Annotated in this window: 15 protein-coding genes; 7 read left to right on the plus strand and 8 right to left on the minus strand. The window is 39.4% G+C overall.

The window, feature by feature from the left end; genetic code table 11:
- Nucleotides 1–64 precede the first annotated feature (64 nt).
- The 4 genes from glmM to rlmE form a co-directional block, all read right to left on the minus strand.
- Entirely contained in the window at nucleotides 65–1,414 is a 1,350-nt protein-coding gene (gene glmM, locus ALFOR1_RS11420) for a phosphoglucosamine mutase (RefSeq protein ID WP_104643048.1), read from the minus strand.
- On the minus strand, nucleotides 1,411–2,259 hold the full coding sequence (folP, locus tag ALFOR1_RS11425; protein ID WP_104643049.1) for a dihydropteroate synthase: 849 nt from the start codon (nucleotides 2,257–2,259) through the stop codon (nucleotides 1,411–1,413). The genes glmM and folP overlap by 4 nt, the downstream gene beginning before the upstream one ends.
- A gap of 80 nt (nucleotides 2,260–2,339) precedes the next feature.
- Nucleotides 2,340–4,283, minus strand: a complete 1,944-nt coding sequence (ftsH, locus tag ALFOR1_RS11430; RefSeq protein ID WP_058548721.1) for an ATP-dependent zinc metalloprotease FtsH — start codon at nucleotides 4,281–4,283, stop codon at nucleotides 2,340–2,342.
- Between the two features lie 66 nt (nucleotides 4,284–4,349).
- A complete protein-coding gene (gene rlmE / locus ALFOR1_RS11435) occupies nucleotides 4,350–4,979 on the minus strand; it encodes a 23S rRNA (uridine(2552)-2'-O)-methyltransferase RlmE (RefSeq protein ID WP_104643050.1) in 630 nt (209 codons plus the stop codon).
- Nucleotides 4,980–5,067: 88 nt separating this feature from the next.
- Here rlmE and yhbY point away from each other — a divergent pair, with 88 nt between their 5' ends.
- Nucleotides 5,068–5,364, plus strand: coding sequence for a ribosome assembly RNA-binding protein YhbY (gene yhbY, locus ALFOR1_RS11440; protein ID WP_058548438.1), 297 nt, complete (start codon nucleotides 5,068–5,070; stop codon nucleotides 5,362–5,364).
- Between the two features lie 81 nt (nucleotides 5,365–5,445).
- On the opposite strand, the gene ALFOR1_RS11445 is transcribed toward yhbY, so the two are convergent.
- Both ALFOR1_RS11445 and ALFOR1_RS11450 read right to left on the minus strand, forming a co-directional pair.
- Nucleotides 5,446–5,955 (minus strand): histidine phosphatase family protein, encoded by a 510-nt coding sequence (locus ALFOR1_RS11445; RefSeq protein ID WP_058548439.1) that lies wholly within the window; start codon nucleotides 5,953–5,955, stop codon nucleotides 5,446–5,448.
- A complete protein-coding gene (locus ALFOR1_RS11450) occupies nucleotides 5,952–7,106 on the minus strand; it encodes a serine hydrolase domain-containing protein (RefSeq protein ID WP_104643051.1) in 1,155 nt (384 codons plus the stop codon). The genes ALFOR1_RS11445 and ALFOR1_RS11450 overlap by 4 nt, the downstream gene beginning before the upstream one ends.
- A 113-nt stretch (nucleotides 7,107–7,219) precedes the next feature.
- On the opposite strand from ALFOR1_RS11450, the gene ALFOR1_RS11455 reads away from it, so the two are divergent.
- The 6 genes from ALFOR1_RS11455 (at nucleotide 7,220) to ALFOR1_RS11480 (ending at nucleotide 12,950) form a co-directional block, all read left to right on the plus strand.
- Nucleotides 7,220–8,023: a hypothetical protein gene (locus ALFOR1_RS11455; protein ID WP_058548441.1), complete on the plus strand. Its 804-nt coding sequence runs from the start codon at nucleotides 7,220–7,222 to the stop codon at nucleotides 8,021–8,023.
- A 174-nt stretch (nucleotides 8,024–8,197) separates the two neighbouring features.
- Nucleotides 8,198–8,980 carry a MipA/OmpV family protein gene (locus tag ALFOR1_RS11460; protein WP_227006947.1) on the plus strand — a complete coding sequence of 261 codons (783 nt, stop codon included), beginning with the start codon at nucleotides 8,198–8,200 and terminating at the stop codon, nucleotides 8,978–8,980.
- Entirely contained in the window at nucleotides 8,970–9,353 is a 384-nt protein-coding gene (locus ALFOR1_RS11465) for a DUF3019 domain-containing protein (RefSeq protein ID WP_058548443.1), read from the plus strand. Before ALFOR1_RS11460 ends, ALFOR1_RS11465 begins: the two co-directional genes overlap by 11 nt.
- Nucleotides 9,354–9,377: 24 nt before the next feature.
- The gene (locus tag ALFOR1_RS11470; RefSeq protein ID WP_104643052.1) at nucleotides 9,378–10,082 is read left to right on the plus strand and encodes a response regulator transcription factor; all 705 of its coding nucleotides are present in this window, start codon (nucleotides 9,378–9,380) and stop codon (nucleotides 10,080–10,082) included.
- Between the two features lie 15 nt (nucleotides 10,083–10,097).
- Complete coding sequence (locus tag ALFOR1_RS11475) at nucleotides 10,098–11,390, plus strand: sensor histidine kinase (RefSeq protein WP_104643053.1); 1,293 nt, start codon at nucleotides 10,098–10,100, stop codon at nucleotides 11,388–11,390.
- Nucleotides 11,391–11,594: 204 nt separating this feature from the next.
- Nucleotides 11,595–12,950 carry a sodium-dependent transporter gene (locus tag ALFOR1_RS11480; protein ID WP_104643054.1) on the plus strand — a complete coding sequence of 452 codons (1,356 nt, stop codon included), beginning with the start codon at nucleotides 11,595–11,597 and terminating at the stop codon, nucleotides 12,948–12,950.
- Between the two features lie 49 nt (nucleotides 12,951–12,999).
- Here the strand turns inward: ALFOR1_RS11480 and ALFOR1_RS11485 are convergent, their stop codons facing one another.
- Entirely contained in the window at nucleotides 13,000–13,446 is a 447-nt protein-coding gene (locus ALFOR1_RS11485) for a GNAT family N-acetyltransferase (protein WP_104643055.1), read from the minus strand.
- Between the two features lie 60 nt (nucleotides 13,447–13,506).
- Nucleotides 13,507–14,250: a sporulation protein gene (locus ALFOR1_RS11490; protein ID WP_104643056.1), complete on the minus strand. Its 744-nt coding sequence runs from the start codon at nucleotides 14,248–14,250 to the stop codon at nucleotides 13,507–13,509.
- Between the last annotated feature and the right edge of the window lie 206 nt (nucleotides 14,251–14,456).

Here is a 14,456-nt window from a genome sequence, read left to right on the forward strand (position 1 = left end):
TCCATATTAGAAAGCGGGCGAGATATTAACTTTTCTCGCCCAAAGTTACAAGAGGTTATTGTTATCAATCAGTTTGTTTGCTCATAGATTCGACAACCGCTGCAATTCTTTTAGCGCTGTCTAATACTATTTTTTCTTGTTCAGCTTCAACCATAACACGAACTACTGGCTCGGTACCTGATTTACGAAGTAAAACACGCCCTTTATCACCTAAAGTTTTTTCAACTTCTGCCACCGCATCGAGTACTTCGCTTGCTTTTGTAGGATCGGTACCGGGTGTATAACGTACATTGATCATTTTCATTGGGTACTTGGTAAAACCGGCACCTAAATCTTGTAATGTTCGATTTTGCGCAACCATAGCGGCAAGTACTTGAAGGCTTGAAATAATACCATCGCCGGTACTAATTAAGTCTAAATTTAAAACATGGCCTGAGCTCTCCCCGCCAATTTTCCAGCCTTTTTGTTGGAGCACTTCCATAACATAACGGTCGCCCACTTTGCTGCGCGCAAAGTCTATACCTTTAGCTTTTAAGGCATTTTCAAGGCCCATATTAGACATAACGGTACCAACTACTCCACCGCCCAGCATATGATCATCTGCGGCTTGGCACGCTATAATATAAACTAAGTCATCACCGTCAAATACACGGCCATTATGATCGACCATCATTACACGATCGCCATCACCATCATAGGCAATGCCCACATCGGCTTTGTGCTCTAGTACTTTACGTTTTAATGTATCTACATGCGTTGCACCACATTCGTGATTAATATTAACCCCATTAGGTTCACAAGCATGAGTAATAACCTCAGCACCAAGCTCTCGCATTACTGAAGGTGCAATATGATAGGTTGCGCCATTTGCGCAATCTAAAACAATTTTAAGCCCCTCTAGTGAAAGACCTTGAGGAAACTGGCTTTTACAAAATTCAATATAACGCCCATCAGCGCTAACTAAGCGTGATGCTTTACCAAGCTTGTCAGATGCAACACAGGTCATCTGCTCGTCAAGCATCGCTTCTATTTCAAGCTCAACAGCATCATCAAGTTTTAAGCCTTGACCATTAAAAAACTTAATACCATTATCGTAATAAGGGTTATGCGAAGCACTAATAACAATGCCCGCCTCAGCTCTAAATGTTTGTGCTAAATATGCAACTGCGGGAGTTGGCATTGGGCCGAGCAATACTACATCAATACCTGCAGCAATAAGGCCTGCTTCTAGTGCGGTTTCAAGCATATAGCCAGAAATACGGGTATCCTTACCTATAATTACTTTCTTTGTGCCGCTTTGTGATAATACTCGCCCTGCAGCCCAACCTAATTTCATTGCAAATTCAGGGTTTATGGGAGCTGTACCTACTAAACCACGTACGCCGTCAGTGCCAAAATATTTTCTTTCTTTCATTGTGTAATTCCTTTATCGCATGCTTGATATACACCAAGTACATCTGCGGTTTCTTTTACATCGTGTACACGAATAATTTTTGCGCCATTTTGCGCTGCTATTAATGCACCGGCTAAGCTACCTGCAAGGCGCTCACTAGTGTCTCTATTTAATAAATTACCTATCATCGACTTACGCGATAAACCAGCAAGTAAGGGTAAGCCAAATTGATTAAAGTCATTAAACTGAGCCAATATTTGATAATTATGGCTCAATGTTTTTCCAAATCCGAATCCAGGGTCAAGAATAAGCTGCTCTCGCTTAATCCCAGCTGTTTCACATGCGTTAATACGCTGAGTAAAAAAAGTGTTTATCTCTGAAAATAAATCATCGTAATGAGGGGCTGATTGCATACTACGAGGCTGGCCTTGCATGTGCATCAGACAAATAGCCACATCGCTGTGTTTTGCTACAACCTCTAATGCGCCCTCGCCTTGAAGTGCTCTTACATCATTTATAATGTCGGCCCCGGCTAGTAAAGCTTGCTCCATTACCATTGCCTTACTTGTGTCTATAGAAATAATACAGTCACTGTGCTCACGAATGACTTTAATTGCGGGAATGACGCGCGCAAGCTCATCTTCAAGAGATACATCAGGGGCACCAGGACGGGTAGATTCACCGCCTATATCAATTATTTGCGCGCCATCATTTAACAACTGCATAGCTTGATTGAGTGCTGCAACGGGGTCTATAAACTGCCCACCATCAGAAAAAGAATCTGGTGTAACATTTAATATTCCCATAATCACTGGAGTTTCTAGGCTGAGCTTACGGCCTCTTGGAAGCTTTAATTCGTTAGTCATTGCCAACCTTTTATTCTTATTTCTAAATAGTTGATACAAAAAAGCCCCGAAGTACGGGGCTTTCATAACTATTTTAACGATTATTCAGCTTTGTCATCAAGGTTTGTTTCATCTTTTTTTGATGAATCATCTGGTTTTTGAGTTTCTTCAATAACCGGCTCTTGAGGTGCTTGGGCTTTTTCAGGCTTAGCTTCATGACGGTCATGTGCATCGCGAGGTTCACGAACTGGCTGACGTGCCATTAAATCATCAATTTGTTTAGCATCGATTGTTTCATATTTCATCAGTGCATCTTTCATTGAGTGAAGAATATCGATATTTTCTTTTAATATATCTTCTGCTCGTTGATAGTTACGATCTGAGAACAAGCGTACCTCAGCATCAATTACTTTAGCCGTATCATCCGACATGCTCGATGCACGACTTCCGCCGCCACCCATATACATCTCGTTCTGATCTTCAGCGTAAAGTAACGGTCCAAGTTTTTCACTTAAACCCCAATGTGTAACCATTTTACGTGCAATATCAGTTGCGCGCTCAATATCGTTACTTGCACCGGTTGTTACTTTGTCAGCACCATAAATAAGTGCTTCAGCAATACGGCCACCATAAAGGCTTGAAATCATAGACTCTAAAAGCTCTTTAGAATGGCTAACACGATCTTGCTCTGGTAAGTACATTGTTACACCTAGCGCGCGACCACGTGGAATAATAGATACTTTATAAACAGGGTCATGCTCTGGCACCATACGGCCAACAATTGCATGGCCTGCTTCGTGGTAAGCCGTCATTTCTTTTTCTTGCTCGCTCATCACCATGGTCTTACGCTCTGCGCCCATCATGATTTTATCTTTAGCAGCGTCAAACTCAGCCATATTAACAACACGTTTATTACCACGTGCAGCATAAAGAGCAGCTTCATTTACTAAGTTTGCTAAATCAGCACCTGAAAAACCAGGTGTACCACGAGCAATAACAGCCGCTTCTACGTTGTCGCCTAATGGTACTTTACGCATGTGAACTTTAAGTATTTGTTCACGGCCGCGAATATCTGGTAAACCTACTTCTACTTGGCGGTCAAAACGACCCGGGCGAAGTAATGCAGGATCAAGTACGTCTGGGCGGTTAGTCGCAGCAATAACAATTATGCCTTCATTACCACCAAAACCATCCATCTCTACTAGCATTTGGTTTAATGTTTGCTCGCGTTCATCATTACCGCCGCCCATACCTGCGCCACGTTTGCGACCAACGGCATCAATTTCATCTATAAAGATAATGCAAGGGGCTGCTTTTTTAGCTTGTTCAAACATGTCACGAACACGTGATGCACCAACACCTACAAACATTTCTACAAAGTCAGAACCTGAAATTGTGAAAAATGGTACTTTTGCTTCACCTGCCACCGCTTTCGCTAGCAACGTTTTACCTGTACCAGGAGGACCAACCATGAGTACACCCTTAGGTATACTGCCGCCTAGCTTTTGGAATTTAGATGGGTCGCGTAAAAAGTCTACCAATTCGGTAACGTCTTCTTTTGCTTCATCACAACCGGCAACATCAGCAAAGGTTGTTTTAATTTGATCTTCGCTCATTAAGCGCGCTTTGCTCTTACCGAACGACATCGCACCTTTACCGCCACCGCCTTGCATTTGACGCATGAAGAATATCCATACACCAATGAGCAGTATCATCGGGAACCAAGAAATAAATATACTTGCTAAAAATGATTGTTCTTCAGGTTGAACACCTTTCACATTTACATCATTTTTAAGCAAATCATTAATTAAGTCTTCATCGTACATTGGCATTGTTGTTTGAAAACGTTCGCCACTGCTTTTAGTGCCCGTAATATTTCCTGTACCACGGTCAATAATAACTTCTTGTAAAGAGCCACTACGTACATCTTTTACAAATTGAGTGTAACTTGTTTGACGATCAACTTGATCGCCACCATTAAAGCTCTGAAAGACTGACATCAGCACAACTGCAATTACCAGCCATAGTATTAAATTTTTCGCCATATCGCTCAAGGGGTTAACCTCTTGTATCCAATTAATTTAAATTCAACTAAACGCCAAGCAACTGTACTACAGTTTGTATCCAGTCGCTACTATATATACTTCCCGAGAACGGGCACGTGAGGCATCAGGTTTGCGTATTTTCACTGCTTTAAAACTATTACGTACATCCTGCAAGTATTGATCAAAGCCTTCTCCTTGGAAAACTTTAACAATAAATGCGCCATTTTTCTTTAAAACTTGGTTACACATATCTAGTGCAAGTTCCACTAAGTACATGCTACCTGCTTGATCTACAGAGTTATTGCCACTCATATTAGGTGCCATGTCAGAGAGTACCACATCAACATTTTTACCATCAATGCGTTTTAACAATGCATTTAATACAGCCTCTTCACGAAAGTCGCCTTGTAAAAAGTCAACACCCGCAAGTGAGTCCATAGGTAATATGTCACACGCTACAACCTGTCCTTTGTCACCTACTTTATCAGCCAAATATTGTGACCAACTCCCAGGAGCAGCCCCTAAGTCAACCACTGTCATACCAGGGCGAAGTAACTTATCTCTATTCTGTACTTCATCTAATTTAAAAACCGCTCTAGAACGCCAGCCTTTTTTTTGCGCTTCTTGAACATATTTATCATCAAAATGTTCTTTCAGCCAACGCTGTGAACTGGCTGACTGTTTTTTATTTGTCATAAATTAACACGCAACTAATTAGTAATATTCTTTAGATGGCGTTAGAATACCCTTAATTCAAGCCATATTCAGCAAAATTTGTATAAACATGACATTATCAAACAAACAAAAGCAGTTTTTAAAAGGTCAGGCACATAGCCTCAAGCCTGTAGTTTTACTAGGTTCTAACGGTTTAACCGAAGGCGTAGTAGTTGAAATTCAAAGTGCATTAGAAATTCACGAATTAATCAAAGTGAAAGTACCCACTGACGATCGCGAAACTAAAGCCCTAATTTTTGATGCTATTATTCGTGAAACTGGCGCGACTAAACTACAAACGATTGGTCACACTATTGTGCTTTATCGCCAAAGTGTTGAGAAAAAGATCCAATTACCGCGTAACTAATCAATCCTATTTAAAGGATTTAGTACGTTTAATTAAAAAAACCAGCTTAATGCTGGTTTTTTATTATTTAACTAATACTATTTAAAAGATCATTTTGTGCTCTACGACAGAATATCCCGTCTTATTTTTATTAGCATTTGTACTTAATAAAAAATAACGTGAAAATTCACTCTCATTCATCGGTGTTACTTTTTTATCCGAAAGCAGCGTCGCTAATTGCGGTGTTGTATTGCTGTGCCCCATAACAACCACTACCCCGTTAAGTTTAAGCAGTTCTTTTTTAAAAGCAGGTAACTCTCCTGCATCGTAAGTACTAATTTTCTCATTAAAATACTCACTCAATGGAGCTGCGCTTTGAAGAGTCCGTTTGTATTTACTACTGTATATCTGAATCTTTTTATATTTTTTGAATAAAGTGACCAAGTGACTAGCGCGTAATTTTCCGGTATCAGAAAGCTCTGGGTTTTTGCCTGCTAACTTTTCACTATGACGAAATAAATATATTTCATCAGGTACTGCAAACACTAAGGAGCTATTAAATAAGGTAACTAAAGAAATTACACCCGTAAGTAAAATAATTTTATATTTCATATTTTTTCATCTCGTTTATATTCAAGCACTCGGTCAATAAACTCAGTAGTTAGCTCGTTAATCACCCCTGTTTCAGCATTAACTATTAAGCTAAAACCAATATTCAAATGAGGGAATACAACTACATCACTTCTGTAGCCCTGTACCCAACCACTATGATAATAAAGCGTTTCTTTTGCGTAATCGTAAACCCGCCAGCCCAACCCATAATACGCATTATTTACGTGTTTTTTCCATACTCGGCGATATCTTTCTTTTTTTGTATAAGTATAAGGGCGAGTTTGTTTTGCAAGAGCGTCTAAAGATAATACATCTGGGTATGAGCCTAGCTGTGCTTTTAACCAAATAGCCATGTCGCTAGCGCTGGCGTTTACACCTGCTGCGGGACCAACCTTATAATAGTTTTTTTTAAGCTTGGCGCTATACCAACGCTTTGTCCCTCTGATGTGCGGTAATGCAAAGTTTTTATCTTCAACCATAGCTTCAAAACCTAAGCTTGCATCACTCATTTTTAAAGGGTCGAAAATAGCTTCTCTTAACCACTGTGCATAATTTTTATGAGTGCTTTGTAATATCACATCATCAATGAGACTAAACATGACATTTTGATAGCCGTAGCACTCTCCAGGTTTACAAATAGGCTTTACCGTAAGCAGTTTTTGTACGATATCGGGGTAATCCATTCGAGATTCAATTAAGTTATCGTAAGCATTTGGCACTAACCCACTAGAATGACTAAGTAAATGGAACACCTTTAAATCGTCTTTATAAACGGTATTTTTAAAATCACTTAAATAGTCACTTACTGGTTTGTCTAATTCAAGCAGCCCCTCATTTGCAAGCTTAGCCGATAAGGAACCTGCAAATGTTTTAGACACTGACGCAAGTCTAAATCGAGTGTGTTTATTAACCTTTTGGCCATTACGTATTTTTGTAACGCCCATAGTATGAATATAATCAGCATTATTTATATTAACGATAGAAAGAGCGGCACCAGGTATGCCTTTGTTCTTTAATTTTTTTTGTGCGTAGCGACCATACTTTTTTACAAATGCATCCCAATTAGGATCTGCTTTTGCTGAAAAACTCACAGCACTAAACAGTAAACACAAAGCAGATAGGCAATATAATAAAGGGTTGAGATACTTCATTTTTTACAATTTTTATCTTTTTAACTACATCTGCGTAGATAATATCATGAAGTTTTGTTTCGACTAACGTACAATACGACGAATATTTGGCTTTTAGTGAGTGTTTTGTACTTATGCGTTTTTTAGTTGTATCACTTTTTATTTTATTATCAACTGGTTGTGCTCTTACTCAGCAACCGGCCGAACCTTTGGCTATGCCAGTAAAGCCAACATTAAAAAGTCAAACCTATCAACTTGAGTACACCACCGAGCATGCTTCGCCAAAAGTTAAGTCTGTTCAGCTACCTGCACACAAGGTGCTAAGAAACCAAACAGTTAAAATTATTACCGACAAAGCAAGTGTAACCGATAAGCTTTTATCACAAATTAGCCAAGCACTTAACGACAAACAATTAAAAGTTACAACTAAAAATAATAGCGACTACACACTTACTATCCAGCAGTTAGACTTAACATTCACTGACGATACTAAATACGCTATAAAGCAACCTGAAAACCCATTTCCTATTTATACAAAAGTTGCTCAGCAATACCCAACTCAGCAGTGCGCTGCAATATTTGCCCAAGTTAGCATGCGACTAACACACAAAGCGTCGGGTGATGTTGTATGGTTTGCTAAATCATCAATAGACAGTGCAAGTTTTCATCGTGAGCCATTAGTTTATAGTTTTAGTGAAGAGCAAAAGATTACTAATGAGCTTGAAATTGCTTCGTTTATCCATCAGCAAAATACTGATGAAGCACGTATAGCAAGGCTTGGAAAAGATATACAGATACCCCAGTACAAAACTCTTTCTAAGTTATCGAGTCTTACTAAATTAAGCGGCCCGTGTAATAGAACAGAAGTAAGCGCATTAACACCTATGATGCAGTTTTACCTAAGCAGTATATTAATCGATAAAATTAAAGTGCAGTAGATTTTAGTCTGCTTACACTTACTACATTTTTTTACAGATTAAAGGAACGCCTTAACAATATACTACGCTTAATAACAAATAATAATTAGGCCCCTAGGGATGAGAAACGCTTTGCTTAATCATACTTTTTTGAGCATCACATTGCTTTTTTGCTGCATATTTAGCACATCGAGTATGGCAAGTAATCGCTATTATGCCGATAACACGCTAGAACCAACTCAAGGTTTTGCGTGGGACTGGAGTGCAGGCGCTGGCTTTTATATTGAAGACTCTTACCTTGTTGGGATTGAGTCTTACGATAAAGGCGTCGAACTTGACCTCAGCCTTGCTATTTCTTACGACAGATTTTACCTCGATTTTGATCATAACCAGCTAAGCGGCGGCCTTGTTATAGGCTACAGCCTTATCGATAAATTTGATTGGGGCCTAGATATTTTAGGCACCAATACTCAAGCCGGGTTTGATGAAAAAGGCCTTGGCTTTTATAACAATGGCGTTATAAAAGAGCTGCAAGGGATAAAAAAGCGTAATTACGATTTTGACGTAGGTCTTAGGTTAACCCGCAGATTCGAAAACTCACAATTCTCCTTTGAATACCTTCATGATGTATCGGGTGCCCACAATGGCTGGGTAATAAACAGCTTTTTTAGCCAAATATTACCATGGCGAAATTGGGAATTTAGATCCGGGGTGGGTATTAGCGCCTACTCCGCTGACTTTACTAATTACTATTTTGGTATAGATAACGATGAAGCCACCAGCCTTCGCCCTGTATATAGCAGTAATGCCAGCACCAGTATTATGTTTGAGTTTCATGCAGAATACCCCTTGAGCCGCGACTGGGTATTTTTAGCGGGTTGGCTCACTACTTGGTTTTCAAAAGAAATCGACGACAGCCCTATTATTTCCCAAGGATATCAACATAAAGCCAAGGTAGGCCTACGTTATGTATTTTAGATGGATCTGTGTATTACTGATCTTCCCAAGCCCTTGGCTTTTAAAAGCACAAGAGCCACCAGAAGCACTTATAGCATTGCCCGATACCTGCGTTGCGCTGCGCGAAGGGCGTAATTGCTATGCTGATGTTACACTCACGTGGGAGCAACCTGTAATTGGTAATTACTGTCTGCGTGATGCAACATCAAAGTACATAATGCAATGTTGGCTCAAACAGCAAAGCGGCACTTTTAATTATGCTTTTGACTCACAGCAAAGCATTTCATTTGAACTATTTGATAGCAATACAGCTAAAGTCATCAGCACAGCAGAAGTAAAGCTACAATGGGTTTATCAAAACAGACAAAAAAAACGTCGCTGGCGACTATTTTAATACCACTTGTTCTAAGGATATTTTATGGATAACTACGGCACCATTTTACTTGTTGAAGACGATGTATCGCTTGCCCAGTGGGTAGCTGAGTATTTAACAGAGCAAGGCTACACTACTCATGTTTGTCATCGGGGTGACGAAGTTGTTAGCCAAGTAAAAACATTGAACCCTAATATAGTGCTGCTTGATATTATGCTTCCAGGACAAGATGGCATTAGTGTTTGCAGAGAGCTTCGCAGTTTTTATAGCGCACCTATTATAATGCTCACCGCACGCGATGAAGAAATGGATGAAGTCATAGGCCTCGAAGTCGGTGCGAGCGATTACATAATGAAACCTGTTCGCCCGCGTGCCTTATTAGCACGAATCAAAGCCGCGCTGCGCCAAAACAATGAACCTAATACGCCACAGGTTAACGAAAGCCGTATTCAAGTCGGTGCGCTTAGTATTAATACCGAATCAAGAAATGTAACCCTTAATGAGCAAGATATAAACATATCAAGCGCCGAGTATTTATTACTACATTACCTAGCAAGTAATGCAGGCCAAGTTGTATCACGCGATGCTGTATTTAAAGCAACTAAAGGCAGAGAGTACGACGGACTTGATAGAAGTGTTGATGTGCTTATATCTGCACTTCGTAAAAAATTTAATGATGACTCACAAAACCCAGAAAAAATAAAAACTATTTGGGGCCGTGGCTATTTACTTGTTTCTACTGCGTGGTAATAAAGTGATAAATAAATGAAAAAGTTTTATATATCACTCCTAGGCAGTGCACTGTTATCTATTGTGGTTTTAGGCTGGCTTATTGATGCATTTAGCCAGCGCGCACATACGCCACAAGATGAGTTTAGCCAACAAAGTAAAATGATTACTGGTTTTAGTAAGCAGCTCGCCAACATTCCTACACCAGAGCGCAGCAGCTATGTAAAACAACTTGCCCAAGAGTTTGATATTTTAATTGATTACAAACCTAACGAGTCGTTAGCCTTACCGCCATCACTATTATTACAAATGCACACCCCAGATGGTCTGATTTTAGAAGATCAGCAAGGCTTTTATATGCTTTACAGCAGTGAAATACTAAACCCTTTTCATTTATCTATGCGCTTAGATAAACACTCTGATGGCGAGCAACGTAATGACATAATGCTAACACTGCTATTTTATGCAGGCTTGTGTGTATTTATGGGCTTTATTATTGCCCCTTTAGCAAAACGTTTAACTGTATTAAACGAGGCTGCCAAAAAATTTGCATCCGGTAACGTTCAAGCCCGTATAAAAGTGTCGCACTTTACTTATATAAAAGATGTTGAGCTCACCTTTAATCGCATGGCGAGTCAGATAGAAAAGCTCGTCGCCGAAAATAAATTAATGGCCTCAAGCTTATCTCACGATATACGCACTCCTATAGCCTGCCTTCGATTTGGATTAGATGCCGCGCTTGATAGCCATGATGAGCATAAAATAAAGCAATATTTAGCACGAATGGAAAACGATTTGGATCATATGGAGTCTATGCTGAGCAGTTATTTAGCGTTTGCAACACTTGAGCAAAATGCTAATAAACTGACCTACTCTTCAACAAATATTAAACCATACCTTGAAGATATTTTAGTACAGCTTGCGCCAAAGCTTGAATCGCAAATGCTAAGTGTGCAGCTTAACAGTAGCGACGATTTAATAAGTGCCGATCTTCATTGGCTTGCACGTGCCATTACAAACTTATTAACGAATGCCTGCGATTTTGCGAGTCAATATATTTACTTAAGCGCAAAATTACACGAGCAACAGCTTATAATTACCGTAGAAGATGATGGCCCGGGAATCGCCCGTGAAAACTTTAATAATGTATTTAGCCCATTTTTTAGAGAAGAAGATCACCGTAATAGAGCCGATAAAAGTTATGGTCTTGGTTTGGCCATAGTTGCCAAAGTAGCTGATTGGCATCACGGTAATGTTAAAGTCACTAAAAGTAACCAACTAGGTGGGGCTTGTTTTACCCTCACTATTGCTCAGCATTACAATCCGTAAAGCAATAGTTACAGAATAAAGTTAACAATTATTAAACAAAATCAACTCGTTATTTTAAACGACTCGATAACAATAAATAAAATTGATGGTTAATACATACACTCGACTTATTAAATTGTGCTAAATCAGCAAATAAGCACTTTTTATTTATTTACATTTCCAGTAGATTGTCAGCGCCGTCACACAATAGAGAAGTACAATAATATGAGCGCAGTTAGAGGCGAGTTTAGCTCTCGCTTTGGTTTTATTATGGCCGCCGCCGGTTCTGCCGTTGGTTTGGGCAATATATGGGGATTCCCCACACAAACAGCAAGTAATGGCGGTGCTGCATTCTTAGTCGCTTATTTAGTGCTTGCTTTCTTTTTGGCCTACCCTGCCTTAATGGCAGAGCTGATGATCGGCCGTCACGGTCAAGCTAATGCAGTGTCATCACTTAAAAAAATATCGAGTAAACCTTGGCAAAAGCGTTTTGCTTTTACTGTTGGTTTTGGTGGTATTTTATGTGCAGGCTTTATTTTAAGTTTTTACGCTATTGTTGCAGGCTGGATGCTCAGTGCTACCGCTGAACCCATAGCCACTTTAGTCGGCGCCGACACAGCATCGACATGGCTAAGCGAGCAATCACTTACTAGAAACATTATATTTACTCTAGTATTTATTGCTTTAACTGTCGCTATTATCAGTCGAGGCGTAGAAAACGGCATCGAAAAATGGTCTAAACGATTAATGCCCGCCCTGTTAGGTATTTTATTTGCACTTATCGCCTATGTAATGACACAAGATGGTGCTATGGAAGGTTTAAAAGCATATTTAGTTCCAGACTTTTCATCTATTTTTGACGCACAGCTATTAGTAAGTGCACTAGGCCAAGCTTTCTTCTCATTATCGCTAGGCACTAGTGTAATGATTATTTATGGCTCATATATTAGCAAAAAAGAAAATCTGGTTTCTTTAGGTGCTTATGTAACGCTTATTGATGTATTTATCGCTTTTGTTGCAGGCTTACTGATCATTCCAGCCATGTACGTGGCACAAGCACAAGGTGTTGAAATATTTTCAGCATCAACAGGTAAATTACTCTCTGAAGATACATTAGTGTTTCAAGTACTCCCCGCTTTATTTGACGGTATGGGCGGCGTAGGTTTATTTGTAGGCTTTGCATTTTTTGCGTTAATGAGTATTGCCGCATTAACCTCATCTATTTCAATGTTAGAAGCACCTGTGTCATACACTGTTGAGCGCTTTGCGATGAAACGCGTTCAAGCAACTTGGTTAATTGGAGCACTCATTGCAATTGTTAGTATTACTATTGTTTGCAACCTTGGTAGCTTATTTGGTTTAGTGATCACCTTAACGACTAAAGTAGCACAGCCATTGCTTGGCCTAATGTGCTGTATTTTTGTTGGTTGGATTTGGTATAGAGGCTCACTACTTAAAGCAATACAAGAAGGTAACCCTGAGGTCCATAACACTTTATTTTGGAAAGTATGGCCTTGGTACACTAAGTTTGTGTGCCCGCTGGCAATTGGCATGGTGTTTTTACACTCTTTGCTAAGCTAAGCTTAAAATATAAAAGCTCACATTTGTGAGCTTTTATATGTGTACTGATTTATAACACTTTTAGAATCATATCTTGATGGGCAATACCGTCTTCTAAGTATTCATTACCATAATCTTCAAAACCAAAAGAGCGATAAAACTCAAGTAAGTAAGTTTGAGCGCCAATATAAATATCACGCTCAGGCCAGTGCCTCTTACAACAATTTATAGCCTCGTTAACAAGCAGCGTAGCTTGCCCTTTTCCACGCGCACTTTCACTGACAAGTACTCGCCCTATTGCACTGTAGTGTTTATTTTTTTCGTAGCAACGCGCATAGCTATGTAACTGATCATTATAAAGTGTATATAAGTGCATAGTATTCGCAGCAATATCTACATCATCTAGCTCGGGATAAGGACATTGTTGCTCCACTACAAATACATCAATACGCCCACGAATTATTGTAAAAAGAGTACGAGAGTCAAGAGAGTCGAACGGTTCGCATTTAAACGTCATATAAAATCCTGTAACAAAAAACCCAGCCTTGGCTGGGTTTTACTAAACTACGCTCTACTATCAAGTAAATAAGCGCTCTAGTTGGTCGCACAACTGCGACAAATTAACATGGTCATGCTCTATAGTTAAATCTACATAACCATCGCTTCTAAAGGCTCTATCAAGCTCTATCAGCACGTGAGTTTTATGTGCCTCAGGAACAAACGACAGCTCAATTTCTTGAAGCCCAAATAAGCTGCGGCTATTTGGTTTGTATTCAAGTTCTTGATAACAGCCTGACAGAGACTGAAAAGTAGATGCACGTAAATGACCCTTTTCAACATCCGCTTTCATCAAGCTGAATCCTAGTTTATCCATTGCCTGCATGCATGTTTTAACGGCTTCATTAGGATAAATGTGTAAATGGTCTTTATCTGTAGGATCAAGTGCTAAATCAATATCTAAGCCTGTTTCAATCCATACATGAGATTGGTTGTAACCCGCGTTAATTTCAGTAATTGGTGTTTCAGGGTGAAGACGAGCTTCAAAAGGAATGCTTTTTACTTCACCAGGTTCAATAGACCCTATGTCAGTAATGCGCCACTGATCGATTACATGATTAGTAAAATAATCGCCATCATCACCGGCCACTTTTACACGGGTCATTAATAATAAATCTAAACCTGCAATCTCTTGGCTTACATCACCCGCTGTAATAACTATTTGCGCGTTAAAAAGCTGACCTGGTTGTAAGTGCTCAGTTTCTAAAATAGTGTCTACTTTCGCAGCACCAATACCCACTGACGCTAAAATCTTTTTAAACATATATTTCTCCTTAAGCTGAGCGACTGTATTTTTTGCTCATGCTTAAACTCCTTCGTTAAAGCATCTTAACCATATTTAAAAGCCAATGTCAGTGAAAAAATGTTATTTACATGCTATTTACGATTAAATACGTGTTTAATGTGCATTTTTTATACGTAACTGAGCAAGTAATTGATTAAACGCGCTCATTTTTAGCACTATTTTTA

Source organism: Pseudoalteromonas carrageenovora IAM 12662 (assembly GCF_900239935.1).
Classification (GTDB): domain Bacteria; phylum Pseudomonadota; class Gammaproteobacteria; order Enterobacterales; family Alteromonadaceae; genus Pseudoalteromonas; species Pseudoalteromonas carrageenovora.

What these genes read in the sequence shown, in the direction of transcription:
- ALFOR1_RS11450 (WP_104643051.1), bottom strand. Translation starts at nt 7,106, where the DNA reads ATGAAGTATCTCAACCCTTTATTATATTGCCTATCTGCTTTGTGTTTA.
- ftsH (WP_058548721.1), bottom strand. Translation starts at nt 4,283, where the DNA reads ATGGCGAAAAATTTAATACTATGGCTGGTAATTGCAGTTGTGCTGATG.
- glmM (WP_104643048.1), bottom strand. Translation starts at nt 1,414, where the DNA reads ATGAAAGAAAGAAAATATTTTGGCACTGACGGCGTACGTGGTTTAGTA.
- ALFOR1_RS11470 (WP_104643052.1), top strand. Translation starts at nt 9,378, where the DNA reads ATGGATAACTACGGCACCATTTTACTTGTTGAAGACGATGTATCGCTT.
- ALFOR1_RS11485 (WP_104643055.1), bottom strand. Translation starts at nt 13,446, where the DNA reads ATGACGTTTAAATGCGAACCGTTCGACTCTCTTGACTCTCGTACTCTT.
- ALFOR1_RS11480 (WP_104643054.1), top strand. Translation starts at nt 11,595, where the DNA reads ATGAGCGCAGTTAGAGGCGAGTTTAGCTCTCGCTTTGGTTTTATTATG.
- folP (WP_104643049.1), bottom strand. Translation starts at nt 2,259, where the DNA reads ATGACTAACGAATTAAAGCTTCCAAGAGGCCGTAAGCTCAGCCTAGAA.
- yhbY (WP_058548438.1), top strand. Translation starts at nt 5,068, where the DNA reads ATGACATTATCAAACAAACAAAAGCAGTTTTTAAAAGGTCAGGCACAT.
- rlmE (WP_104643050.1), bottom strand. Translation starts at nt 4,979, where the DNA reads ATGACAAATAAAAAACAGTCAGCCAGTTCACAGCGTTGGCTGAAAGAA.
- ALFOR1_RS11445 (WP_058548439.1), bottom strand. Translation starts at nt 5,955, where the DNA reads ATGAAATATAAAATTATTTTACTTACGGGTGTAATTTCTTTAGTTACC.
- ALFOR1_RS11455 (WP_058548441.1), top strand. Translation starts at nt 7,220, where the DNA reads ATGCGTTTTTTAGTTGTATCACTTTTTATTTTATTATCAACTGGTTGT.
- ALFOR1_RS11475 (WP_104643053.1), top strand. Translation starts at nt 10,098, where the DNA reads ATGAAAAAGTTTTATATATCACTCCTAGGCAGTGCACTGTTATCTATT.
- ALFOR1_RS11460 (WP_227006947.1), top strand. Translation starts at nt 8,198, where the DNA reads ATGGCAAGTAATCGCTATTATGCCGATAACACGCTAGAACCAACTCAA.
- ALFOR1_RS11490 (WP_104643056.1), bottom strand. Translation starts at nt 14,250, where the DNA reads ATGTTTAAAAAGATTTTAGCGTCAGTGGGTATTGGTGCTGCGAAAGTA.
- ALFOR1_RS11465 (WP_058548443.1), top strand. Translation starts at nt 8,970, where the DNA reads ATGTATTTTAGATGGATCTGTGTATTACTGATCTTCCCAAGCCCTTGG.